General features: G+C 48.4%; 23 protein-coding genes. 8 read left to right on the forward strand and 15 right to left on the reverse strand.

Translation table 11 applies throughout. The features are described from left to right. Window positions 1-86 precede the first annotated feature (86 nt). Entirely contained in the window at window positions 87-1862 is a 1776-nt protein-coding gene (ilvB, locus tag ACWHX8_RS13485) for a biosynthetic-type acetolactate synthase large subunit (RefSeq protein WP_447968648.1), read from the reverse strand. 240 nt (window positions 1863-2102) lie between these two features. On the opposite strand from ilvB, the gene bioF reads away from it, so the two are divergent. Next, window positions 2103-3269, forward strand: a complete 1167-nt coding sequence (gene bioF, locus ACWHX8_RS13490) for an 8-amino-7-oxononanoate synthase (protein ID WP_447968649.1) — start codon at window positions 2103-2105, stop codon at window positions 3267-3269. A gap of 223 nt (window positions 3270-3492) precedes the next feature. Here the strand turns inward: bioF and ACWHX8_RS13495 are convergent, their stop codons facing one another. From ACWHX8_RS13495 to ACWHX8_RS13505, 3 genes are all read right to left on the reverse strand, one after another. Then, complete coding sequence (locus tag ACWHX8_RS13495) at window positions 3493-4185, reverse strand: C39 family peptidase (protein ID WP_447968650.1); 693 nt, start codon at window positions 4183-4185, stop codon at window positions 3493-3495. A gap of 43 nt (window positions 4186-4228) precedes the next feature. Then, window positions 4229-5122, reverse strand: a complete 894-nt coding sequence (locus ACWHX8_RS13500; protein ID WP_447971913.1) for a transporter — start codon at window positions 5120-5122, stop codon at window positions 4229-4231. 152 nt (window positions 5123-5274) lie between these two features. Then, window positions 5275-5619: a hypothetical protein gene (locus ACWHX8_RS13505; protein ID WP_447968651.1), complete on the reverse strand. Its 345-nt coding sequence runs from the start codon at window positions 5617-5619 to the stop codon at window positions 5275-5277. A gap of 718 nt (window positions 5620-6337) precedes the next feature. Here ACWHX8_RS13505 and ACWHX8_RS13510 point away from each other — a divergent pair. The 4 genes from ACWHX8_RS13510 (at window position 6338) to ACWHX8_RS13525 (ending at window position 11647) form a co-directional block, all read left to right on the forward strand. Then, entirely contained in the window at window positions 6338-8422 is a 2085-nt protein-coding gene (locus ACWHX8_RS13510) for a hypothetical protein (protein WP_447968652.1), read from the forward strand. 536 nt (window positions 8423-8958) lie between these two features. Beyond that, on the forward strand, window positions 8959-9636 hold the full coding sequence (locus tag ACWHX8_RS13515) for a class I SAM-dependent methyltransferase (RefSeq protein WP_447968653.1): 678 nt from the start codon (window positions 8959-8961) through the stop codon (window positions 9634-9636). A gap of 17 nt (window positions 9637-9653) precedes the next feature. Continuing rightward, entirely contained in the window at window positions 9654-10679 is a 1026-nt protein-coding gene (locus ACWHX8_RS13520) for an NAD-dependent epimerase/dehydratase family protein (protein ID WP_447968654.1), read from the forward strand. Continuing rightward, a complete protein-coding gene (locus tag ACWHX8_RS13525; RefSeq protein WP_447971914.1) occupies window positions 10679-11647 on the forward strand; it encodes a lysylphosphatidylglycerol synthase transmembrane domain-containing protein in 969 nt (322 codons plus the stop codon). Before ACWHX8_RS13520 ends, ACWHX8_RS13525 begins: the two co-directional genes overlap by 1 nt. Before the next feature lie 437 nt (window positions 11648-12084). On the opposite strand, the gene ACWHX8_RS13530 is transcribed toward ACWHX8_RS13525, so the two are convergent. Continuing rightward, window positions 12085-13608 carry a BON domain-containing protein gene (locus ACWHX8_RS13530; protein WP_447968655.1) on the reverse strand — a complete coding sequence of 508 codons (1524 nt, stop codon included), beginning with the start codon at window positions 13606-13608 and terminating at the stop codon, window positions 12085-12087. A gap of 398 nt (window positions 13609-14006) precedes the next feature. Here ACWHX8_RS13530 and ACWHX8_RS13535 point away from each other — a divergent pair, with 398 nt between their 5' ends. After that, complete coding sequence (locus ACWHX8_RS13535) at window positions 14007-14279, forward strand: hypothetical protein (protein WP_447968656.1); 273 nt, start codon at window positions 14007-14009, stop codon at window positions 14277-14279. A 124-nt stretch (window positions 14280-14403) separates the two neighbouring features. On the opposite strand, the gene ACWHX8_RS13540 is transcribed toward ACWHX8_RS13535, so the two are convergent. The 4 genes from ACWHX8_RS13540 to ACWHX8_RS13555 form a co-directional block, all read right to left on the reverse strand. After that, window positions 14404-14823: a cupredoxin domain-containing protein gene (locus tag ACWHX8_RS13540; protein ID WP_447968657.1), complete on the reverse strand. Its 420-nt coding sequence runs from the start codon at window positions 14821-14823 to the stop codon at window positions 14404-14406. Between the two features lie 407 nt (window positions 14824-15230). Further along, a complete protein-coding gene (locus ACWHX8_RS13545) occupies window positions 15231-15737 on the reverse strand; it encodes a gamma-glutamylcyclotransferase family protein (protein ID WP_447968658.1) in 507 nt (168 codons plus the stop codon). Window positions 15738-15753: 16 nt separating this feature from the next. After that, window positions 15754-16044, reverse strand: a complete 291-nt coding sequence (locus tag ACWHX8_RS13550) for a 4a-hydroxytetrahydrobiopterin dehydratase (RefSeq protein ID WP_447968659.1) — start codon at window positions 16042-16044, stop codon at window positions 15754-15756. A gap of 107 nt (window positions 16045-16151) precedes the next feature. After that, complete coding sequence (locus ACWHX8_RS13555; protein ID WP_447968660.1) at window positions 16152-16502, reverse strand: hypothetical protein; 351 nt, start codon at window positions 16500-16502, stop codon at window positions 16152-16154. 171 nt (window positions 16503-16673) lie between these two features. Here ACWHX8_RS13555 and ACWHX8_RS13560 point away from each other — a divergent pair, with 171 nt between their 5' ends. Beyond that, window positions 16674-17834, forward strand: coding sequence for a mandelate racemase/muconate lactonizing enzyme family protein (locus ACWHX8_RS13560; RefSeq protein WP_447968661.1), 1161 nt, complete (start codon window positions 16674-16676; stop codon window positions 17832-17834). Window positions 17835-18011: 177 nt separating this feature from the next. On the opposite strand, the gene ACWHX8_RS13565 is transcribed toward ACWHX8_RS13560, so the two are convergent. The 3 genes from ACWHX8_RS13565 to ACWHX8_RS13575 form a co-directional block, all read right to left on the reverse strand. Beyond that, window positions 18012-18386, reverse strand: a complete 375-nt coding sequence (locus ACWHX8_RS13565; protein ID WP_447968662.1) for a tetratricopeptide repeat protein — start codon at window positions 18384-18386, stop codon at window positions 18012-18014. Between the two features lie 569 nt (window positions 18387-18955). Further along, window positions 18956-19684 carry a PEP-CTERM sorting domain-containing protein gene (locus tag ACWHX8_RS13570; RefSeq protein WP_447968663.1) on the reverse strand — a complete coding sequence of 243 codons (729 nt, stop codon included), beginning with the start codon at window positions 19682-19684 and terminating at the stop codon, window positions 18956-18958. 269 nt (window positions 19685-19953) lie between these two features. Beyond that, window positions 19954-20592 carry a thiopurine S-methyltransferase gene (locus ACWHX8_RS13575; protein ID WP_447968664.1) on the reverse strand — a complete coding sequence of 213 codons (639 nt, stop codon included), beginning with the start codon at window positions 20590-20592 and terminating at the stop codon, window positions 19954-19956. A 214-nt stretch (window positions 20593-20806) separates the two neighbouring features. Here ACWHX8_RS13575 and ACWHX8_RS13580 point away from each other — a divergent pair, with 214 nt between their 5' ends. Continuing rightward, complete coding sequence (locus ACWHX8_RS13580) at window positions 20807-21619, forward strand: hypothetical protein (RefSeq protein WP_447968665.1); 813 nt, start codon at window positions 20807-20809, stop codon at window positions 21617-21619. A 28-nt stretch (window positions 21620-21647) separates the two neighbouring features. Here the strand turns inward: ACWHX8_RS13580 and ACWHX8_RS13585 are convergent, their stop codons facing one another. The 3 genes from ACWHX8_RS13585 to mgtE form a co-directional block, all read right to left on the reverse strand. Next, window positions 21648-22721 carry a c-type cytochrome gene (locus tag ACWHX8_RS13585; protein ID WP_447968666.1) on the reverse strand — a complete coding sequence of 358 codons (1074 nt, stop codon included), beginning with the start codon at window positions 22719-22721 and terminating at the stop codon, window positions 21648-21650. 3 nt (window positions 22722-22724) lie between these two features. Then, window positions 22725-24107: a hypothetical protein gene (locus ACWHX8_RS13590; protein ID WP_447968667.1), complete on the reverse strand. Its 1383-nt coding sequence runs from the start codon at window positions 24105-24107 to the stop codon at window positions 22725-22727. Window positions 24108-24837: 730 nt separating this feature from the next. Next, window positions 24838-26259: a magnesium transporter gene (mgtE, locus tag ACWHX8_RS13595; RefSeq protein ID WP_447968668.1), complete on the reverse strand. Its 1422-nt coding sequence runs from the start codon at window positions 26257-26259 to the stop codon at window positions 24838-24840. Window positions 26260-26273: the final 14 nt, after the last annotated feature.

Raw genomic sequence — 26273 nt, forward strand, 5'->3', positions numbered from 1 at the left:
GTCGTGTTGCTAAAATTTACCGTTATGTTCTGTCTTCACATTCTCTGTCGAATGAATCTGCCGTAAGATCACGTCGCGTTCCGACACTAGGCCGTTAAGATCGGATCTTTGCCTTGTTGTGCTTTTTTCTTACTCATTGGATTCGGCTTTTTTAAATCAGGAGGATCTTGTAACAACATTTCATGATTACTCCCACCCGCGGGAATCATCGGATAACAATTTTCATATTGATACACCGGAACATCGATCACGACTGGCCGATCGATGGATAAGGCTTCCTGAATCCCGTCATCGACGTCACTCACCTTTTCGATGCGCACACCGGCAGCACCATAGGCATCCGCTAATTTCACAAAGTCAGGATACTGCTCAAGATAGCTTGAGGCATACCGGCCTTCATAAAACAGATCTTGCCACTGTCGAACCATTCCATGAAAACGATTGTTGATCACAAACACCTTTACAGGGAGTTTTGCAACCACCGCCGTGACAAGTTCTTGCGTATTCATCTGAAAACTGCCGTCGCCTGCAATACAGAGAACCAAGCGATTTCGATACGCTGCCTGCGCACCCATCGCCGCAGGAAATCCAAAACCCATGGTCCCCAGTCCTCCTGATGTCAGCCAACTCCGAGGATTGGCCAATTTAAAAAATTGAGCCGTCCACATTTGATGTTGTCCGACATCTGTCGAGACAATCGGATCACGCCCCTCGGTCAGCTGATACAGCCGTTCAATGAGATATTGCGGTTTAATCTGACCATCAGGGTCTTGCTCGTAGTGCAAGGGATGCTCCGTCTGCCAATTATGAAGCTGATCCCACCATGGCTTCCGAAATTCTCGTTGATTACCATTAACCGTTGCTCGAAGAATCGTATTGAGTTCCTGTAAGACTCGCTTACAGTCGCCAACGATTGGAATATCGACATGCACATTTTTACGAATGGACGTTGGGTCGATATCGATATGAATGATCTTGGCTTGTGGACAAAACTCGGAAACCTTCCCCGTCACGCGATCATCGAATCGAGCGCCAACCGCAATCACCAAATCAGAATAATGCATGGCCATGTTCGCGACATATGTTCCATGCATCCCCAACATACCGAGTGATAAAGGATGGTTCCCGGGAAATCCACCCAACGCCATCAATGTCATATCAACGGGAATTTGCGTCATCTCCGCAAGTTCGAGGAGTTCTTGGGACGCCCCTGAGAACACAACACCACCGCCGACATACAAGATTGGCCGCTTCGATTTCGCAATGGCTTCAGCCGCTTGTTTAATCTTCCATCTGCTCCCGTCATATGTAGGGCTATACCCACGAATGGCAACGGAATCGGGATAAGTAAACTCGGCCTTGTCCATTGAAACATCCTTGGGAATATCGACTAAAACTGGGCCAGGACGGCCTGTGGTTGCAATATAAAACGCTTCTTTAATGGTGGCCGCTAAATCATTCACATCCTTCACCAAAAAATTATACTTGGTGCATGGACGACTCAAGCCAATATTGTCAGCTTCTTGAAAAGCATCATTTCCTATAAGCGCAGTCGGAACTTGTCCAGAAAACACAACAATAGGAACAGAGTCCATATACGCATCAGCCAGGGCTGTAATCACGTTCGTCATTCCTGGACCTGACGTGATCAGTGCGACGCCCGCCTTTCCTGTGGCCTTGGCGGACCCGACGGCCATGAAGCCTGCTCCCTGCTCATGACGAGTGAGAATCACTTCGATATCTTTTTGTTGGTGCAGCACATCGAAAATCTTGAGGACCACACCGCCTGGTAAGGCAAAAATGGTTTTGACGCCTTCGCGTTTTAATGACTCAAGAAATATTTCAGCACCTGTCAGTTGCATGATGACCCACCCTCTTGTTAAGGACTCCCGCACGTGAGAGCCTGCATGTGTGTTTAATGTAAGGTCTACTGCGTAGAAAACACCTAAAAATTAATCGTCATTATAAATGATTTTGTTAACCATTTGATGAATATGGCATGATATTCTTCCTCTGTTTGACAAGTCAACAACCATTCTAACACGAATGAGCCGTCCAACCAACTATTTAAGCCATCAACACATGCCTTTTCAGCCTATTTCATGATGTTTGAGGACGAACTTCACGAACTCACACGCCAACACCTTCGACGCCAGCTCAAGACCGTCGACTCTGCAACTGAGCCAGTCATCACGTTCGACGGAAAATCCGTCATCCAACTGGCATCCAATAACTATTTGGGCCTCGCCAATCACACAGCGGTCGCAGATGCCGCGATAGAGACCATTCGGCAATACGGCACAGGATCAGGAGCTTCACGGTTAATCTCTGGCACGCAAACCCCGCATCAGGAGCTAGAAACCACCCTTGCGCAATTTAAAACAACAGAAGCTGCCCTTACCTTCGGCTCTGGATACAGCGCCAACACAGGGATCATCCCTACATTAGTTGGACCACAAGACTGTATTTTTGCCGATCGTCTCTGCCATGCCAGCCTTATCGATGGATGTCGAATCAGCCAGGCCACGCTTCGAGTCTTTCATCACAATGATACGACCCATCTCAAACAGCTTCTTGAAAAACGAGCTGGCACACAGAAGACGCTCATTATGACAGAAGGCGTATTCAGCATGGATGGGGACCTTGCTCCACTTCCCGAACTCGTGCGGCTGGCCAATGAGTTTCAGGCCACGCTCTTGCTTGATGATGCTCATGGGACTGGAGTCCTGGGACAAAACGGACGTGGAAGCGTCGAACATTTTGGGGTAGATCCCAATGAACTCATTCAAATAGGCACATTGAGTAAAGCTCTGGGTACAATCGGCGGGTACGTGGTCGGATCACGAACATTGATTGATTATCTGATGAACACAAGCCGTTCCTTTATCTATACGACCGCCCCGCCCCCGTCTATGGCAGCCGCAGCCCAAGCAGCCATTAACATCGTTCAATCTGACCCAGACCGTCGAACACGGCTCTGGCACAATCGCGATCAACTCTATCAAGGGCTCAAAGCTATGGGGTTTCAACTCACCAATACGCAAAGCCCCATACTTCCCATTATCCTCAACGACCCTCAACTTGCGGTAGCCATCAGCACAACATTACTCAAACATGGCATCTATGTGCCGGCCATACGTCCACCAACCGTGCCGAAAGGCACAAGCCGGCTGCGCGTAACCGTGACATCGGAACATACACGCGAGCACATCGAAACCGCTCTCCACGCATTTAGGCAGATCCACACATCGTTCTCCTTGTCGACATAACCTCACGGAGCCGCCACCGGCCGACTGTGATGCCAGTAAAACTGGCATGACATATGGGCACCTCTAAAAACCAGGATTTTTTCGTGAGTGCAAGGAAGTCGCGCGCGCAAAACCGCAGTGTATAGAGGCATACATGAGGATTTGAGCACGCGGCTGACGCCGCAATCGCGGAAAGGGACGGTTTTTAGAGATGCCTATTTAATGTCGTCAATATATTGAAGGTTTATCGTTGAAAAGGACGAAGGTTGAATTGTTGGACCGTTCGGCCAAGCCCCAGCATCTGGCCAACTCGGCGAATTTCAGGATTCAATACTTCAGGGCGAGGAAGCGCAAGCGGGTAATCAGCAAGCAATTCTTCTCCAGACTTCCCAAGCACAAACACAATCCCACTCCACTCCTCCATAAACCGGTGAACATTCATGCGTAAATTGCCGCGAGAGGGGTCTGCGAGATAGACACGCCCGCGATCGACGCCGCGCAACACGGCGAAATGCTTATAGCCTAAAGGCTCAATAAACACGATAACCGGAGCCGTCAACTTGGCAAGCTGTTCAATCGTCAGTTCAAAACCAGCCGCACGAAATCCTTTGGTCTGTGCCACTTTTTTCAGATCCAGTAATGAAAATCCTTGAACAGACTTCCTCGGCCATTCCTCCGGATCAATTTGCCGTTTGAGAAGTTTCAGGACTTCTGTTTCAGAAGTGTCTTCGCCATAATAATAGAGCAGAAGGGTGGCAAGTGCGGCAGCACCACAAGAATAATCCTCTTGTTGTTTTACCACATGACGATCACGAAGTTCTTTTAAGCTATGTCGCTTAACTGTAGATATTTGAGGCTCAGACCAATTGGTCTTGCTCAGCGTTCCCATACAACCAGACAACAACACAAGGCATAGGAGAAGAAATACAATTTTCATGATCGGGCCTGATTTTCTGTAACGACAGCAGATAAGGACGATCTCAGAATCGATAAGGAAACCGCAACCCAAACGTAAAATCATTCGACTCATCAGTAAGCCCAGCACCAATAACTGGCTCAATGGAGAAATGACGATCTAGAAGAATCGTCGTGGCCAACAATAAACTCGCCACTTCACGACTCGAACGCAGGATTTGTGTACCGCGTTGACGGCTCCGCCCAAGGAATGCTCCGCTAAGCTGAGCATTCAAACTCACACGATCGTTCAGCGAAAACCCAACTCCAAATCGATATTCAATAATGTTTCCTGGATTAAAACCGTTTCGTTTCACGGTCTCCGTATAGCCTAATCGCGCAAATACGACAGCAGGATCAAGCGTTTTCACCAATGTAAGCCCACCTCCAACATTCCAATGCCCAGACCCTCGCAGCGTTTGTCCTCCGGTCTTTGATTTGACATTCACATCAAGAATCACATCAGGTTGGCCCCGACGCTCTCCTAAGAGTTGATACCGTAAGTCCCCGCTCACATCGCCAAACCCACGATCTTCATCTCGTATAGACGTCATGCCAACCAGATCATTAGTTTCTTGTAAGGCATTCACCAAAACCGGGACTTGCAACCCAAACTGCAACCCGTCTAGAAGCCCATACTGAAGATTTATCGCATTATCCCACGTCCTAGCCTTCAACTCGAGATTCACGAGTTGCGACTCATTACTACTATAGAGACTGGAAAACTCCAAAAGTAGTTCACCCTGACCAAAAACAATTTTTTCTTGACGCAAAAACAAATCACGCGACTCTTGAAACTCCGTCGCTTCTTCGCGTCGATCACCTTCAAGTGATTGGGCCCACAGAGGCACCACATTCAGCAACACAATGCATCCAATAACCAAAAACACAAAATGCCACTGCCGCTGACTATATGTCATCACAGACCCTAACCCTTCGATCAAAATGTTACGCGAATGAAAGGCGACGCTTGCAAATCGTCGTTCCTTGTGAGTGATGTCTCCGGTTCAAGAGTCACCACTCACAAGAAGCCGACCTAAGAGAACACGTGAGACTTCTAGAGCACTACGCCCTAGTGCCCCATAACCTGCGTGTGCATAGTTACTGGATTCACAAGAATATCTCGCATGTTGTCCATGTAGGGTCCCGGACAGGACAGACAGACCGGACCCGGCCATGGGAACGGCCATTTGCGAACAATAATAATCGGAGCATCTGGATTGGGCGTATAGCCGCCGGCGACCGTATCCAATTGCTCATCGGTAAGTGCTATCGTCGTTTGCTCACCTGAGCTAGTCAGGTGACTCAATGCATGAAATTCCTTTGCCGCCGTCACCCCATGGTCTGTTTCTGCCATAGCTGTACCAACAGAAAAAACCAGAGCTGCAGCAATCAGTATATGTTGAAGTGTTCTCATACACATCTCCTTTTTCCCGACTCCAGTCGGAGTGCGGCATTTCGACCATGATAAAAAGAAACAGTGAAAAGTCGAGATGTTTGTTGATGCACCTACAAACATTTTCCAAGTTAGGCAAACGTCATACCATGTATTCCATACGCAAGAACCTGACATTACACCACGTCACAAAACACTTGTAATCATAGGGAAAATCCTACGATTCACCACGTGAGACAGATAAGGTCGGGATATGGTGCCGTCAATGTGACCAAGGTCAAAAAGTATCTCAATGGATAATGGCGTATCTCTTTAGATACAAGAAGAAAGAGGAAAGGAAAGGGTGAAAAAGAAAGCGAAAAGTAAGAATCAGATAATCGTAAATTAATGAGCAGAATTCAAGGCAGGCATACGTAGAGATAGAGTCATTAAACCTCACATCTGTATATATGTTGACAGCGTTCCCTATACGTGTCAGCTGAGCATGGTAAAATCAGACGAGTCCCATAGCTATTCCAACGAACTTCTAAATCACGAAGCATTTTATGGACACCGTGTCTAAGCACACCTGTAATTGAAATAGCCAAACGTGCTGAGTTTCCAATGAAGCATATCTATCAACGCCATACAGTTCTCAGTACCACCGTGCCTAGGATCACATAGAAGTTATTTATATTGGCTAGCATCCCTCAACAGACCTTTGCTATGAGCAACAGACATTAATTTAATGGAGAACACCATGCCCTACCGCATGTTCTGGATTGTTTGCGTAACCGTAGCGTTGCTACCAATCATGGCTGCCGCTCAGAAGACAAATCTGACAGAAGTAGCTCATATCCCAATTTCCAAAGTCGTTCTCTATACAAGCGGCGTAGGCTATTTTCAACACGATGGAACGGTTCAGGATCAGACCGAAATTCAACTTCCTGTTCGAGCCACTGAAATCAACGATCTCTTAAAAAGTCTCGTCGTTCAGGACTTTGATGGCGGAACTGTTTCATCTATTCACTATCAGTCCCAAGACCCTCTTGCGAAGACATTGAGCTCGTTTAGCATCGACCTTTCCCATCACCCAACCCTGGGACAACTGCTTACACAATTACGAGGAGAACCCATTCAACTCACTACTCCCACGCCGATTACCGGGACCATCGTTGGCGTCGAGAAAAAAACTGAATGGAAAGGAACCGGAACGGAGTCGCAACGCATCGAAGTGGAATACCTGAATATTCTGGCGAGCGGACGATTCCAGTCCATACCGCTTCCCCATATCCAGGAGCTTGAAGTCTTGAATCAAGCCCTGAACAAGGAATTGCAGCAAGCCCTCGCAGTCTTGTCACACAGTCACGACCGGCAGAAAAAAACGATTGCCATCAGCTTCGAAGGAACTGATGAACGACGCGTTCGTATGGCCTATCTCAGAGAAACTCCAGTCTGGAAAACATCATATCGGTTAGTACTTCAGGATGATGACGCGCCATTTCTCCAAGGGTGGGGAATTATCGATAACACGACGGATCATGATTGGGATCAGGTGCAGCTCTCATTGGTCTCAGGACGGCCCATCTCATTCACGATGGACCTCTATCAACCACTCTATGCACCTCGCCCGGTCGTACAACCAGAGTTGTATGCAGCCCTGAATCCACAAACCCATAGTGACAGCCTTACGATGGAAACCGAGACGCAAGAACCTAATCTGGCTGGCACGCTGAAAAGTCGAACCAAAGCAAAACGGTTCGGGAGCAGACGAGACATGCGTCAAGAAGAGATGATGGGCATGGCGGCTCCGGCACCAGCAGAACCCCACGACTATACAGATCTCGACCTTCAAGAAGGCGTGAACGCCGCGGCACAAGGTGAGCAAACCGGCGAACTCTTTGCCTACACCATACAAACGCCAGTGAGCATTCCACGGCATGGTTCGGCCATGTTTCCCATCGTCAATCAGCCCGTTGAGGGAGAAAAACTTTCGATCTACAATTCAACTACCCATGCGAAACATCCCTTGCATGCCTTTCATCTCAAGAACTCCACCAACCTATCCTTGAGGCAAGGTCCGATCACCATATTTGATGACAATGCCTATGCCGGGGATGCACAGATGAAAGACCTCGCACCAAAGCAAGGTCGGCTCATCAGCTATGCCTTAGATCTCACAACTGAAGTCCACCGAAAACCAGCCCCATCGCAACAGAAACTTCTCTCGGCAAGACTTCGCAAAGGGGTACTCATTGCGACACGCAAAGCATTGAAGAGCACAACGTATGACGTGACCAATCGTAGTCAAAAACAAAAGATGGTGCTCATTGAACATCCCTATCGCTCAGGCTGGAATCTTGTGGATACGATCAACCCAAGAGAACACACCCGAAATGTGTACCGCTTTGCAATCAACGTCGATTCGGAGAAGACGGAATCGTTCACCGTACAAGAAGGAAAGCCACTTGAAGAAACCGTGAGCTTAGTCACGTCAGGCCACGAAACCATTGGCATTTACCTCAAATCCCAGCAGGTGAATTCCGATGTCAAGGAAGCTCTTGAACAGGTTGTCAAACTTCGCCAACAACTCTCGCAAACGCGAGAAGCCCGACAACAGCTCGAGACTCGAACTGCGAATATCGCCAGCGACCAAAAACGAATCCGAGAAAATATGAGACGACTGAGCAATCAAAGCCAGTTATACACTCGCTATGTCAAAAAGCTCCACGCACAAGAAACCGAACTCGAAACCATTCAGCAACAACTCAACACTCTCATTACAAAAGAACGCTCTCAGAAGAATACGTTTGAAGAGTATGTTATCGGCCTGGAAATTGGGTAACGACTAATCACTCCAAAACCCCTGGAATACATAGCCTCATCAACAGTCAAGCTTATCCTTCCCTCTATCAAAAAGAGGAAAGGATGTAGGCACTCGATTGCACGATAGTAGATCTTTCGTAATGCAAAGAAAAACAACAGCTCCTCTCTAAGCTTTAGACGCCAAACAATCTTCTCAAGAACCCCAGTTCTGCCTCCGATACATGTGGAAGGACACCGAGAAAACACTCTCCCTTCAGAGATATTAATCTCAACTGCAACTACGTACATGAGGCGTTCGGTCATGGGGCCGCATAGGCACAACGGACCACAAAGGGCATGAATATAAATCTAACGTACATGCCTGCGTAAAGGAGTCATACGCATAGAATACACGCCCCTTCTAACAGGCCATTCTATCTGCGAGTCACCAAAACCTGTGATTTCTCCGGTTGTTTCTTTGCATCATATCGTCGAGTCTTTCTTCTGACCACCACTGAGGTTGCACGCACGTAACTGATAAGCATATATTGGCACTCGCTCAGGCACTGCCAATCGATGAAAGTGAATACCCAATTGAATGCTGTCCAAACAGAAATTGAGGCTGTCCGTGCCTATTTTGATAGCGTCGCACCAACCTATGAGGACAACCCCTGGTACCTCGCACAGGGGAATGACTTACGACAGTTCGTGTCTGAGGGGACCACTGGTTCCGTGCTCGATATCGGATGCGGAACGGGTTGGCTATTGCGGCAAATCCTAAAGGATCGTCCAGGCTGGACAGGCACTGGATTCGACTTGTCCCCGCTGATGGTCGAGACTGCCCGAAATAAAGCCGTTGCCGACAGAATCCTCGATCTTGAGTTTATCGAGGGCAATTGGGAAACGTCGCCATTTACCAAAACAGGCTTTTCAACGGCTCTGTGCGTCAGCGCGTTTCATTATTTCGCAGACCCGCAGACATCCGCGAGGAAAGTGCATGAGGCTCTTGCCCCGGGAGGACAGTTTCTCCTCATGGACCGAGAATTGGAGGGTGCGTTCCTCAATCAGATTTGGGATACGATGCATACATGGTTCATTAAGGATCACTGTCGATTTTATCGCTCCAGTTTCCTGATTCAACTTCTTACCGAGGCTGGCTTCTCGAACGTCAAGATTGCAGCCAGGATCAAGAAATATCTTTGGAAAGGGAAACTCCAAACAAATCTCGTCTTACTCTCAGGCACCGCATCATAGACCTCATGTTATTACCGATGAAATACAAGGATCTCGACGGCCAGAAGGTGCTCGTCACGGGCGCCGCCGGATTTATCGGAGGCGCGCTTTTTCATCGTCTTGCCAGTTACGGTCTTGACGTCACCGGCACCGTACTTCACCCAACCGAGGCAGAGAAGCTACGGGCAGCTGGGCACAAAGCAGAGGTCCTCGACCTCTCAACCGACGAGCCGTGGGATGATCTGCTCCAAGGCAAAGACCAGGTGTTCCACATCGCGGCAATGTTCCAGGAAGTCAACCACAATGAAAAGATGTACGACAAAGTGAATAACGCTGGATCACTCAAGCTTGCTCAGACTGCCTCGCGCGTTGGCGTCAAGCGCTTCGTGCACTGCAGCACTGTCGGTGTGCATGGTCATGTGAAGGAAATCCCTGCGACCGAAAAGACGCCATTTAACCCAATGGACGAATACCACCGGACAAAGCTCGCCGGTGAACTTGCCATCCTCGAATTTGCCAAAAACCTACCCAATGACGGCATGATCGTGCCAGTCAACCGTCCATCGATGGTCTATGGACCCGGGGACATGCGATTGCTGAAACTATTCAAGACGATAGTCACTGGAAAGTTTCGGATGATCGGCTCGGGCGAGGTTCTTGCCCATCTCGGATATATTGAAGACCAAGTCGATTCGCTTCTACTGTGCGCGGTCGCTCCTCGTGATCAGGTTCACTGCGAGGCATTCAACATCGCCTCCAGCCAGCCGATCACACTCAACGAACTCACCGCCCTCATTGCCACAATAGGTGGCGTGAAGCTCAAGAACAGAAAAGTCCCAGTCAGCCTGGTGTGGCTTGCAGGACTCTGCTGCGAGATCATTTGCAAACCATTCGGACTCCGACCGCCGCTCTTCCGTCGCCGCGTCGGCTTCTTCACCCACAACCGTGCATTCGACTATTCAAAAGCCACGACACTCCTAGACTACGAGCCCAAGTGGGACGAAGCCAAAGGCATCAGGGCCACGATTGAGTGGTATCGAGAACGTGGCCTTCTACCAAAGTGATGTCTTCATCACGCGTCTGGGTCGTCCTCCGACTGCTCGTTAGCTTCGGTCTCCTTGCCTACGTCGTCTCAAGTGCGAATTGGGGAAAAATCATCCACACGCTGGATAACGCACGTGTGTTTGATCTCCTCATCTTTCTAGCACTCACCCCGATGAGTGTCTACCTTTGCACACTGAAGTGGAAGATACTCCTTGATGTCCGCGGAGCCCACGTACCAACCGGCCGATTGTTCGGGCTCTACATCACAGGCATGTTCTACAATCACATCTTTCCTTCATCAATCGGCGGCGACGTCGTGCGCGTCACGGCACTCAAGCAACACGTACCATCCCTTCAAGATGCACTCGGCTCCGTGTTCGTCGAACGGCTGACCGGATTTTTCATTCTGACCCTTCTCGGTCTTGGTGCATTGCTTTCCTGGCCAGGCCTACGCTCACATTCCTTGGTCATGGGCATTATCATGGTGAGCGTCGTTGTGCACGTTGCGCTTGCTTTCGCCATTGTGGACAGACGCTTGATCAGTTTGCTGGAACGGCTATTCGGATGGTCTCCCTTCGCTAGCAAAATCCTAGACAAACTGGAAAAAATACGTACCTACCTCGACCGGTACCGAGCAAATCCAGGCGTGCTCGCACAATGTCTCATGCTTTCACTCTTCTTCTACGTCATCTCTATTTTAAACGTGTACTTAGTCGCCAGAGGTATCGGCGATTGGATCCCATTTGGGAAGTGCGCAGTGGCGATGCCGATCACACAACTTGTTTCAATGCTGCCAATTGCCATCAACGGAATTGGTCTGACCGAGTGGGCATTCACCTACACGTTCTCAGAGCTTGGTCAATCGGCGTCAACAGGACTGGCCGTCGCACTGATAATCCGCGTCCGCAACATGCTCTGGGCCGCCCTTGGATACGGGCTTCTAACGGCAATAGGAACCATGCGCAAACTGTCCTCCGAGCAATCCTAAAACTTCCCATGCTCATGCGATCATTGGACGTGAAGAACAACCATAGAAGATACATTCAAGGATATGGATTTTTCTTCGGGTAACCCAACTCAACTGACAGGCAACTCTTCCTTTGTCATGTTCAATCGATTTAGGTTAGGGGTTCACAACAGGAGGGAGGAGCTCGCATTGTCAGGCGGTTGCGAACAAAGTCAATACAAAAACCATGAATTTGAGGTTGGCAGACAAACCCTGCATCGCAGGGTTGTCCGGCTTGGGCTATGAGTCAGTCAAGACGGTCATGTCTTTTTTGCTTGCGACACCTACAACTATTGAAAATTCACGGAAAACTTCACGGTTGGGCAGAACAGGTGACTGAAAGCAAAACGGCCAAATAATATTGGAAAATGGCGACAATGTAGAATTTACCTCTTCGTCTGTCTAATCATTCTCCTAGATTACGATTCTGGCAAGGAGGGCCGCTTCCTGACGTGCAATCGGTTTTCGACTGCCGACGCTCCAGCTTCAAACGCCTGCTGTTCGGCAATCACCCGCTGCGGTGCATGCTCAACTGAACCACTTAAGATTGCGGTCCCATTCTGTACCGTCGCCACAATATCCTGCCCTGAAAGATACGGGTTCCACCATACCTGATTTTCAATGTCCAGTTGAATGTCCCCATCCGTTTTTTCTTCTTCTTGAGTCGAAAATTCTATTTGATTCTGCAATGCATGTACACCCCGGATACGGGATGACACATTTTCTGCCCGATGACGCTCGTAAATCGAATCCACCGTTCCTGTCAAAAGAGCCGTTCCCTTTCGGACAGCCACCGACAGGGAGAACCTCGCCAAAACCGGATCATGTGTAAAGGCATTGAGAATTTGACCACGAATGACTTGATCGCTCGGAGAAGAGCTTGTCTGCACCGTGAGTTGATTTCTCACGGCATGAACACCAACGGTATGGTGGACATCATCTTCCGCTTCTCGTTTGATCGAAAGAAACGGCACGGTCCCCGTCAATGTCACGATTCCGTGTTTGACGGAAATACGAATATCGAATAAAGCAAGGCGAGGGTCATACGCCAAGACACGTTGAATCGCCTCAGTGAGATCGGCATCCGTGGGCGTTGGGCGATGCGAACGAATCATCGGATCGTCATACGCGCCCTCTAGAACTTCGACTCCATCAGCTTGCACGTCACGAACGCCAGACACTCGGGCAAGCTCGGCCACCCGATATTTTTCGTACACACTCCGAACACGGCCACGCAACGTCACCACGCCATCCTGAACGCTCACCTTCACAAATTGCGGCCTCTCAACCCACACATCGAATTCATAGCGACGCAGGATTTCTTTCCGAATGACCGAATCCGCACGACCTTCAACAACATGCACAGTGAGTTTATCTCGAACAGCCTGAACGCCTTTCACCATTTTGGCGACATTCAAGGCTGATTGTTTCTCCTGCCACGATTGCATCTGACCCTTAAGCGTCACAACGCCTCGTTTGACTGAGATGTGAAGATCCTTCAGGTCGACGACTGGATCTTCCAGAAACTGATGCTCCAACTGTTCCTGGATCGTCGAATCCTTGGTCTTCCCCACCGGCCCCACAGAAATCCGATCAATCACACCACGAACACCTCGAATCACTTGTGCCAGCTCACCGGCCCGCTCTTGTGCCCACAAGCTCTCTGCCGTTCCTTTGAGCGTGGCCACCCCTTCTTTGACCGATACCTCGATAGACGCAAACAGCCGCCGGCTAACTCGCGCAAATTTCTTCTTGATCGCAACTGCAATCCGAGCATCGTCCACAGTCGCAGGACGCTCCCCTTCCTGCACAGTAGGTCGAGAATCGACCGAAGCGTCAGGAATTTCAATACTAGTGTCGTCTACCCGTTCTGAAGCCAAACCAGAGGAAATGCTCAAACACACGGCAGCGACGAATCCACAGAACTGCAATCGGAAGTACATACGTTCAACCATTCTCAGAAAAATTACAAGTAAACTATTGTTAGTATAAAGAAAAAACTCGATAAAACTAGTTGATAATTTGCTCGGCAACAAAGAAACAATGTCCAGACCTGAAAGGACAATACTGCAACAACACGCCCTCACTGGACTATACTATTGTGAACTTGACGACCGATCATGATCCAATGCCGAACATGACATAGATAGGATTACCCATCAACACACGACCGTCATAATCCATATAGTCCGGAGATTCACAACCCAACGAACGTCACATTGGCCTCAAGTCGGGAATTTGAAAATTTTGAATAACATGATACTCTAAAAGAACATACAGTAACGATAGAGAGGGAAAATACAGCAATGAACGCGGACTTCTCGAAAGGAGTATTCCACTTATGACAATACAGGTTGGGGACTTTGTTATCTTTACGAAAACAAAATCCTCGTCCCACCCCAGTCCACGTGCCCAAGAAGTGTACCCCGCCCAACACGGAGATACCTATTCCTACACGATTAATAAGTTTTGGAAAGTGATACAGGTCTTTGACGATGACACGATTGAGATTGAAACACGTCGGGGGAAGCGGCATCGACTGGACAAGAACTCTCCGCAGCTTCGCAAGGTCACACTTTGGGATCGGTTGAAATTCCGAGATCGACTGTTTTAAGACCTATCGAAACAGATACAGCACCTCTTGTAACATCCCGCGTCTCTTCCCTCATTACCTCAAAACTGCCAACTCAAATACATACGGACATTCAACACTTCCCTTTGACCTCACAACACCTCGTTCATTGTTTCAGTTGAGCCACTTGGGCCGACTCTGCGTTGGACTCAATGGGACCTGCTACGATCAATTGCCCCTGCATGATCGGATGCAACTCACAATGATAGGGATAGTGTCCCGGAGCGAGGCTCGGAATTGAAAAGCTGCCATTTGGCGGCACAGCTCCCGAGTCGAAGAGACACGGACCTCCTTCGTCACAACCATCATGACGAACACTATGTGATGAGCCCGTGGGGTTGTTCCAATGAATTGGCGTTCCGGATTGAATGGTGGCCTCGAAAGGACGATAGTAGGGAGCCCAACTCTCCATATGAATGGTTACAGGCGTGAAACTCACTTGACCAAACCCCACGACCGGAACCAGGAGCAGCAACAACAGCCCAAGCCCTAAGAGCCTCATTTTCAATTTTCTCTTCTGAGCCATGACTATCACTCCTTTGTTATACAGACTCTCATGTAGATCTTTGCTTTGTGACAAATCCTACCTTCTATAGAATATTGTACTCCCAAAGGCCATAAGAATTCGATTAGCAAACCATCTATCTTCATAAATACTCAGTAAAGAAATCTCAAAAAACCATAAGTTTTTCATAAAATTCACCTTCATCCGTCAATGGGGCGAATTCTTGAAATGACTATTTCAGTTCTCAATGGCAGGGAAGCATGAACAACAAACGTAGGCTTGCGCCAGAGGAAAGCAGCGCCTAACACAAGGCGCGACGGGAATCGAAAGGCAATCTGCAGATTTTCTGATTATAGCCGTTCCAATATGCTTCCGTCTGTCCGACGTGTGTTTTTGCGCTGTGTACATGATGTACATTCGGCTGTAAGTTATTTGGTTTCGCTATAACGATAAATTTGCAATTCACGAGTATGCCGTTCGTGATTCGAATCGGGAATAGACGGAACACGCTCAAGCCATTGCAAATACGCTATCGGAAATTGATGTTCTCGTGCTCCACGCAGGACATGCTCTTTGTACCAATGATAGGGGTCTAACGTCGAATCGATATCGAGCGCATAGTAGGTCATAGCGTCAATCTGTTGCCCTTGCGATGTCGACACCTTCACCGTTTTTTCTTCATAGCCATATCCTCGTTCTTCGAAGATATCCAATCGAGGCTTTTCCACTGTCTCAATCTCATAGACGACTCCAATGACCACATCGTCTGCATCGCCCGTATACATGGCATCACACTTTGCCGATCCGTCTTGACTCTTTTTGTGAAATAGCAACCGATGCCCAGGCAGACTCGCCACACATACCACAGACGCCGACGGCAATCGATGCCGCAATCGCCTGATTGACAGATTGGACCCATAGGCAAAGTAGTACATGCAATTGTGCCGAGCCTCACTCGCCACAGAGTCGGTTGATCTTCACAGCAAGATCAAAATCCGCATCACTAATTCCTCCGACATCATGCGTGGCCAAATCAATCTTGACGGTATTGTAGACATTGAACCACTCAGGATGATGTCCAGCTGCTTCTGCAAGCAATGCCACACGTGACATAAATCCAAAGGCTTCAACAAAATCAGTAAATTTGAATTCCCGACGCAATTTATTATCCTGAAGTTTCCACCCTGAAAGTTCAGCAAGCTTGGAGTCTATTTCAGTTGAGGAAAGCTTGGTCAATGCCATGTTCCTTCTCCTTATGAAGGTTTCAGTATTACAGACAATCTCATCACCGCTATCACAAATCGTGGTTGGACCGAAGGCCATTCATTCATGCATGCAGCATTCCGACCCTACTTCGGTTCGCTAGGAACCATTTCCATATCTGACGAAAAAGAGGACTGGACCTTCTGCCACTGGTCATAACATTCCGATACGATTCGTTGTTGTTCTTCACGCGCCACTTCACAATCCGGAGAACACCAAGGTTGACTTATCGTGGTATCCATCGAAGTGATGGGATTACTTTTGGTCAGTGCCGTTTGAGTCGTCTCGTGATACAGATCAAATTCACCTTCCGCAGCCCGCTTAATATCTTCAGGAACAGAGTCTAAACATGCACTGTACGCTTTTTCACCCGGAGTTGGAGTGAAACATCCACTGAGGCTTAATCCTACAAGAAGCAGTAGAGTAATAATTTTCATAATACAGTCTCCTACCGAAAGAAGAGAATAGGACAAAACGATGGTTTCAGAAATGAATTCCTCCAACATCCGTAAACACAATATAAGTTACCTTTGAGTAGCTCTTTTTTTCTCCCTCTGTCAAGATACGCATGCCATAATACGTATTGACCAAAGATAATGGAACCCAACATGAGCAAGACCTTACAGACGAAGATCAACGACATTCAGATTTGGGCCGTGAATATTCCAATGACCGAACCATTTACCATTTCCAAAGGTGAGATGGCGGTGGCCAAGAATATTTTCATTAAGATCACCCTTACGACAGGCACTCATGGATATGGAGAAATTGCTCCATTCCCTGCGCTGACAAATGAGACCCAAGAAAACTGTCTCACCAAAGCAAACACTGTGATCGGTGAACTCATCGGATTAGATGTTCGGGAGTATCGTGTAATCTCGGCTCAACTCGAATCATCACTTCCTCATCATCCATCAGTGCGTTGCGGCATGGAAACAGCCGTGATTGACGCCTTATGCCGCGAGATCGGCATACCCTTATGGGCATTGTGGGGTGGTGCCGCTGTAAGAGAATTTGAAACAGACATCACCATTCCAATACGAGCAGCAGCAGACACTGTGGCGATCGCGCGTGGCTGGTACCAGCAAGGGTTTCGCACATTCAAATTGAAAGTTGGGGGAAAAGCCGAGAGTGACATTGCAACACTCTTGGCTTTTGATGACGCCTTCGATGATATCTCGTTAATCGTTGATGCTAATCAAGGCTACACAGTCGAAGAAGCACGACTCGTCGCGAAAACACTGGAAGGGCTGCGTGCCACAGTCATTGCGTTCGAACAACCCGTCGATCGCTATGATGTGGCTGGCATGACAGACATCACAAAGCACACATCCATTTCGATTGCAGCTGACGAGTCAGTGTTCACCGTTGAAGATGCCCGACAAGTCATTCAAGAACAAGCAGCCAATCTGATCAACCTGAAAATCACCAAAAGCGGGCTACTTCCTACGATAGAAATCGCATCCCTATGTCGAGCGAGCAATATACCCCTCATGATTGGCGGCATGATCGAGACAAGGCTTGCCATGGGTTGTTCCTTCTCGCTCGTGCTTGGCCTAGGCGGGATCGAGATCTTAGATTTAGACACACCGTTGCTGATGGCAGAAGATCCGCTACAGTCTGATGGGTACACTTACAAAAACCAACGACTCGCCCCTTGGCATTCTGCAGGCCTAGGGCTTACACCAAGGGAAGAACCGAAAGATAGGAAAATAACTTGTCAAGAAAAATTTGATCCTACTTTATCTGGGAATAAACTCAGAATGTAAAAAGAAGGAATTGGCTGGGAATGATATAGGGAAAACTTTGATCAATTCAGTCCTAGCCTGTGGTTTTCGGTATCGAAAACTTACGTTTCAAGAACTCTCAAGGAATTTTTGATTGTCAAAATGAGTAACAAGAAACCACCAAGCTACAGGTTTCAGCACAACCCTTGGCTTCTTCCATTATTTCATTTTGAGATGAGCTTTGAGAATTCCTGAATTCTGGATGTCTGGATTATCTTTCCCCAGATCGTACGCGTCTTGAAAATGCTGCGTAGCAGCTTTGTGATCTCCCATATTATCCAATGTAAGGGCTAAATTATAATGAGCTTCAGCCGATTTTGGATCAGCTTTGGCAGCCTCCATAAAATGCTCATGCGCTTTTTCCCAATGCCCTTTCTCGTAATGCTTTATGCCTTCAGCATTATGACCTGCGGCTCCTGACTCGGCTGCCGCCTGAAGAGCAGGCACCGATTTTTTACCCATGCCAGCTGAGGCATTCATTCCGACAAACATCAAACATATAGCGATGGCTAATATCCCCAACAATCGTTTCATGGCAACCTCCTTATAGTAATAGCCAAGCGGCTCTACGTGCGAGAACACCATTCCCCATCCAATCCCTTCACCATTTATAATATAGAGCCTTTGCCTAACTCGGCAAGGTAAATTAAATTCGAGCGCAAGCGAAGTGAGGGAAAAGGGTGAGTGAGATCAAGCCTTGCGTTGCCTAATTAGACACAGGTTCCTCGAAAAAAACCAGTGACATTGGGAAGTTATTTGGCATCACCTGTGATACTTGGAAGCTGAATACCTGAGGCTGCTTGAAAGTAGCTATCGTCTTGGGGGGCAAAGAGTCGTCACCAAGGTGTTGGATTGCCCAAATGTGATCATCGGAGGCTTCGTGCATTACTTGCGAACCTACCACCGAAGCAAAATTGAAGCGATTAACATTTCTCCAAGGCAAACAGTTTCTCCTTTAATATTCTCTGTTTCAATTAACTGACACAAAACTTGACCTTAATTCTTTCAGATCGAAATACCTGAACTACTATCCTACGCACCTCCTGTTGAATAAGGGGACGATAGACGGTAGGACTCCTCGTTTTAGAATATGGGCTGCAAAATTATTCGCGTCTCAATACCCGTCGACCGATGAGTAGCGCAACGCTGCCTAGTAACATAAGACCAAATGTCGCCGGTTCCGGTATGGGAGCAGGCGCAGGCGTTGGCAGCGGCCCTGCTCCAATGCCCGAAGTGATCCCATTGCTGGCCACATACACCCCACCCGGCCCGCTAGGCGGCTGAGTCGTTTGCCAAAAGAACGCAATTGTCTCCCCCGTCCCCCAACCGACGCCATTCGCAGTCCATTGCAGGCTATTATCAGAAAGGAGTTCGACGCTGAACTCCCCGCCTGTCTCCAGTGCCGTTTCAGTGTCGGAGAAACTGAAACCTGCTTCTCCATTAAACCCTTCGGCAGGGAAGCCCAGGCTAAATTCCATGACATCTTCAAATGGCACAACAACGGCCGGTTGGGGAAAAGGAGGATCGTTTGGGAAATCTACGCCTGGCGTCACCTCGTGCACATACGTATAAATTGTTCCCGCAGGATTGACCGGCGGGACGCATGCCGCGAACCCTGTAGGACATGAGACACTGCCTTGCAAGTCTCCAACACTCTCTCCGGCGGCATTAACGAGAGAAGTGTCCACCGTTGGCCCAACGGGTCCGACGATTCTGGCACCTAAGGTGAGGGGATCGAGATCAGTTGGTGCAATTGACACCGCACCAACGTGTGCGGCAGTAAGCATGAGTAGGCTCAAAAATGTAAGGATTCCGACGCGAGATAGATACATGATCAACCTCCCTGATGATATATGAATCAGATGCATTCGGCTGTAGTTGGGAGTGTATCAAAGCAAAGAGGGAAGACCAAAAAACATATCACAGAAAGACACATAGTCATCGAGAGAGAATACGAGCCTATTGTTGACTCACCTATTAGCCCTTTCATCAGTCCACGAATCCCCTCTCGATACTTCTTACACTTTCAGCGTACATTCAGGTGCGCTTCAGGAGTCAGTCAGTCTTTATAGAACCTGCTAAACATACACGTCAATGCACGTTATACCTCCAAACGTTGCAAGGTGTACACGGCTTCGAGACAGCGTTGCCCCTTCACTTCTGATGAGTGTTTCCCATGACAGTGTATGGAAAATGCGGGATGAAACAGTCTGGTAATCTCGTCGCCATCGATTGCAAAGGGAGGTCCGTCCAGCATGTCATCAGGATATTCCAGGCTAATCAGCAGATATTTCGAGCCGGGCTTCAATAAGGCACTCATCGTATCGACATAACCACGACGCATTTCGGGTGGGAGTGCGATCAGTGCCGCGCGGTCGTACACGCCATCAAAGGCCGGAACATCCTCGTTCTTGATAGCAAAAAAATCACCCACCCAGAATTCGAGTGTCTTGTAATGGAAGATGGCATGCTGCGCGCCGTGAGTGATGGTTGCAGGCCACTGCTGTTCAGCAAAAAACGTTTCAACCGCTAACTTGTTTAATTCCACGGCAGTGACAGCATGCCCCTGTTCTAACAGCCAGCATACGTCGAGCGATTTGCCTGCCAGTGGGACCAGCACCCGGGCGTCGTTCGCGAATTCCAGCATCGGCCAATAGCGAGTCAACAACGAGTGGACATCGCTATTGTGGAAACCAATCTGATTGCGTTGCCATCTGTCGTTCCAAAAGTCGGCGTTCATAAAAATCTTTCCTTCACCATTGTTCCATGACCTCCATCGACATGACGCATGCCTCAGCTATCTCGCTTCCGTGAATTATGAGTGGGAGGGAACTCATGAATGCCAAAAGGACACTCCCAACCTTGACATGCGTTGTTCGTTCTGACCCGGCTTTGCTTAGATACGATCTTGCTCTAAGATTTAGTTAATGTACGCCTGTACACAAATGAATCGTATGAATTATCTATCTCATGCGACCGATTATTTCCTGCAAACAATCAGGTCCCTGTTCATTGCCGGCGGCATTGTCGTTTGCGGGGCAACGGCAATTTTATCTGAACCCGCTATCAATGACCATGATCGTGACGTGATCGAGGCCCTCATATTCGGGTCTGGTCCACTTGGAGCAGGGGCTTGCCCAACTCACGAGCGATGGACCGGATTTCCTAGGGGAAGCGCCATCAATGTAATTGTTTCGACCACTGTCTCGAAGGACAAACGCCATCAGATTCGCTCAACACTCAAACAAATTACTCTAGCCACAAATGGTGTAATTACCACCTCGCTTCACATAACCGAAGAACACGAACCCCCAACTGGGGACTTCCGAGTCATCTCAATGACTCATCCGAATCCTATATTCTTTGGCTGTGTATCAAATGTCGGATGTACGCACCATGAGTGGCAAACACCTGGAGTTTTGAAGTCCAGCCGCGCGGTTCAACCAGACGATCAAACCCCGCAAGCGTATGCGCATGATGTGATCGGACATGGTATTTTAGGCATGTGCCACATTCAGGCGAATGGAATCGGCGGAGCACACAATTCCTTAATGAGCGGCGGCCTGGGAGTCTACTCTGGGCAGAATAGCGGACGATTAACGGAACTCGACATGATGGCGCTGCAAACCGTCTATGCTTCACATTTATCGCCTGGCGCCACTCGCAACGACTTCATTGAGGCCGGGTTGATTAATGCCATGAGGGACAATCCAGGGCCCACGAAAATTCACCTAAGACTTACAAGTACTTCGCCAAACATACCATGAACATTTTCGATCTCGTTGACACGCGTGCTCAATGGATCCAATCGTTGAACGGCTCAAGTGTCAGTTGGTCGTGTGTCGCTTGATAGTTGATGAAGGCCAGCAAATCCTTTAACTGGCGATCGCTGATACGCTCTAACGGGAAATTCGGCATGTAGCCTTTGCCTGGACTCGCTTTGATTCCGTTTCTGACCGCATTATACACTGAAAAATTTGCTCCAAAATCAGTGTGCTCACTCATGAGTCGATACGACACTGCAGAATTTTCAAGCGTGAACGCTGTGATCCCACCATTTTTATGACAACTCATACAACTCAGAACATAAATGGCTTTTCCCTTTTCGATATCGGGAACATAGTGGCCCGTGGCCGTACGAATCACTGGAGGCTTGGAAAACGTTGCTGGGGATGCGTTCAAATACAATCCTTTTATCCACGAGATCAGACGTTGATTGTTGTGCGGCAGGCGTGGTGTCAATCGTAGTTTCTTCCAGTCTGACTCGGATAGGTTCAAGTCTTTGAGCCGTAATTCGAGTGACCAGAAATATGCCAGGACGGCTTCGAGTTCCCAATCTTCGAGTTCTCTCCCCATCGCACACTTCGTAGCACAAAGCTGTATCGCATTTTCCAAATTTTTATGGGCCGTGGTCGCCAAGGCTCCATACTTCCTTTGATAATCGCCATTGTACCATGACGTTCGATTCACGATTCCATAGAACGTCGTTCCCGGCAAGAAACGGCGCTTATGTTGAATAGCAAAATCCAACCGAGCCTCCGGATCACTTTTTTTGAGATCGGGATCTTCTCGACTTACGTTGTGACAATCGATGCACACAAAAAATTGAGACTGCAGGTTTGTTGTCGCACCATCAGGTCCTTGCGTCACACCATATTTGACAAGTTCTTCCCCTTGCTTCACCACTTGCGCGTCATGCTGCGGACGATAGTGCGCAGGCATCGGCTCGCCTAACTCTTTTAAGACTTGAAAGACCGGGGTATTATCGTCCCACTGATTCGTCGGATCCATGGAGTCCGTCGGAGTCATGCTCACGGACATTGGCAGAACGGCTACGAGCATGGCGACGCTGAAAAGGTGCAGCTTCATAAGTTAGTACAAGTAGACAAATCGAAGAATCACATTTCGGTCTGTTGCTGAACCAGCAGGGACATCGATCTGCCTCCAATGCTCAAGATGAGCTCGAAAATTTTCTACGAAATAATATGTGAGATTGAGGGTCAATTCCCTGAACCGATCGCGCCCGTCATTCTGCGTGTACTCGTCGAACCGAACGACCGGCACCCATGTTGGGTCTCCCTTTGACATTGCGGCAAACAGCGCTTGCACATACCAGGCGCGATTGTGTACCGATCCGCCAAGCTCACGATCATCTTTCGCCAGCAAGTAGGCTCCCATTAGACGAATGACGCCTGGGGCAGGAGCATGAATCAATGGAATATCCATCTGTACATCACCGATGAGGCGATCGAACTCCCGACGTTTCGAATCCTTGTTGAACCCATGCATTCCAAATGCTCCGACGGAGATTGCAAATGAGTCATAGCCTGAGACCGGGAGAATTTCAAAAGCAAGACGTCCTGAGAGGGTTGAGAGTTCTCCGATATTGAAATCATCGGCATTGCCGGTATACCCGAGCGTATAAAACACCTGATCCGTAAGCCAACCTGAAAAATGGAGCCCCTGACGTGGAGAAGCGATGGACCCACCATTATCCGCGCCGCCGAACGACTGGCGCAGCACTGCATTAGGCATCAATGTCAATTGACGCGAGCTATGCAGCGTATCATTGATATCATGGAAGGTCACACTCGTCCAAGACACATGCGCGTTCAAGAGATCAGTTGGATTATAACTGAGCGTGGCAAGTTGAGAACCAAATCGATAGTCCTTTGCTTGATCAAGGTCCAAGCGCATAAAAGCCGAAACATCACGGTACAAGCCTCCACCAAGATAGAGCCGGGCATCATTAAACGGCCGAATACGGGTCACTCCGTTTTTCCTCTCATATGGTTGAGAGGAAAACCACGCTCCCAGTGGAATAGTGCGATCCAACTTTATTAAATCCTTGATCGTCTTGTCATCCCGCTCTTCCCTAAAGAATCGGTATCCATTCTGCAAAAACCTCCGGCCTGCAAAATTCAGGGTGGGAGGCGCGAGATGACACTTGCTGCATTTCAGCTCATATTGCCTCGTGAACTGCGGAAGGGTGTGGGCTTCAGAGAACATAAAGACCATGGAAAGGAGCACAAAACATGGAACAAGAAGAACTTTCAATAGTTGTACGGAAGAAACACGCTGATCGTGCCAATCAACAGAGTCATTCGCTTGCCCAGCATCTGCACCCTGACGAATCTCGACGTCATCTTGCCCCTCAAGCCAGTTGGCCAATTGGCATGGCCAGCCTTTCATCATTCGTTTGAGCGAGACGTGTACAATCACAGGATGAACCACCATCAAGACAGAGCCAATCACACTTCTTCAACATGCAACGTGATCGAGCAAGGCAATACAGACACATTCCTGCGACAATGAGCAAGTGCGCGAAGTAGATACGAATCAACATATCCGCGATACCTTAAATTATTGTCTTACAGGCAACTCAGGTACTATTCATCAGCAATCACGCAGCCATTTCGTCAACACTGCGGTTCAACCGTGTATATAAAACCCTACACGTTATGAACTTGATACATAATTAATGCAACGACCGTACCAGCAGTAAATAAAGCAAAGTAGATTATGAGGTAAGAAGGAACTGAGATGCCAGATTTCATGCAACGAAACGCCTAGCGAACAGGAAGATTTGCCTCGACAACGCAAGAATTAGCGAAGAACATGAAAAAGAAGTGATGTATCAAATCCAATACGCCGCTGTATCCCGTGAGCAATGATGAAGGCGTCTTGCTCGGACTCTTACAGTCTGACATCATACCTTTTCAACTCCAGAGTACCGTGAACGAAAAGCAGAGCAGATCGAACCTGTCGTTGATGTACTCCGATTGTCCAGGCACCTACCAATCATGAGTACACACAGAACCGACACAACGTTCAATGGCTTCTCATAAAACAAACCCATTTCGCTCTTTACCGAGAACTCTTCACGTAAAGTACACACCCCCGACTCCTTTTTAGAAGTTCAAGGATGCAATACCGATTGCTGTTGTTTTGGATACGAAGTCTGCACACATCAATAAAGCGGGGTTCAAACAAGATAGGTGAGAAGAGCAGTTGCCAAGGTTAAATAAATGGCAATTCCAACAATATCCATGGCCGTCGATACGAGCGGACCTGCCGCGACAGCTGGATCAATCTTCATCCGATTAAAAAGAATTGGTAACATTGAAGCAAAACTGGTAGAGACGATGAACGCCATTAACAATGAAACGCCAACAACAATTCCCAGCATATAGTGCCCTTGCCAGGCCCATCCTACAGCCATGACCAACCCTCCAGAAATCACGCCAAGCAGAAGCCCAATGGCCAACTCATGCTTCCAGACACGCCAAAGATCGCCTTGCCCAATCTGACCCGTTGCTAAGGCCCTGATCACCAACATTGAAGACTGCAGGCCTACATTGCCGCCCATAGCTGAAATGACCGGGATAAAACTCACCAATGCCACGGCTTCTTGGAGCGTAAACCGGAAATACCAGAGCAGCGCTCCAGAAAAAAATGTCCCGAGTAGGTTCGTGAATAACCATGGGAATCGTGCTCGCGCTGCGCTCGGAACAGACGAATGCAGAAACGCTCCTTCGTCAGGCGCACCAGCCATGATTAACATATCTTCCACAGCTTCTTCCCGGATCACATCGACCACATCATCAACCGTAATGATTCCAAGCAACGCTTTCGCATGATCCACGACGGGAATGGCCAACAGATTATACGCAGCCACCAAACGTGCCACTTCTTCTTGATCCGTTTCTGGCGTCACACTCACCGTATGACGAGTCATGATCGCATCAAGGGGTGTTGAGGGCGGGACGGTTAGCAATCTCCGCAAAGACAACACACCCGCTAACCGATCGTCGTTATCCGTCACGTAAATGTAAAAGACCGTTTCAGCCTCAGTGGCTTCTTGAAGGCGAAGAATAGTTTCTGTTGCGGTCATGTCCTGAGGAAGTGAAAACACTTCCGTCGTCATGATGCTCCCAGCCGTTCCTTCCTCATACTGCATGAGATCTTTGACTTCCGTTGAATCTTCATGCTTCATCAATGCCAGGACTTGGGTTTTTCGTTCCTCCGGAAGATCCCCGAGGATATCTGCCACGTCATCCGGTCCTAAGTACTCCAGAATGTGTGTGAGTCTGGAAGACGAGAGATTGTCTAATATTTGCGATCTGGTCTCTGAATCGAGCTCGCTTAATACATGGCCTCGAAACTCATCGTTGGGAAGGCAATCAAAGGTCGTTCGTCGACCTTCAGGTGAATCAATATGTTGGATGACATATGCTGTGTCGGCTGCATGCAAACGACTCAACATATTGGTGAGATGACGAATCGCTTGACGATGAAACAAGCGTTTCGCGGCCACGACGAGAAGGTCTCGTTTAGGGGGAGTCGTCGTGTTTTGACTCCGAGGCCTCCCAGATTGTCCTTGGATAGATGGTTCGATCGTTGCCATATGACCTTTCAGTT

The organism is Nitrospira sp. M1, from assembly GCF_965152605.1.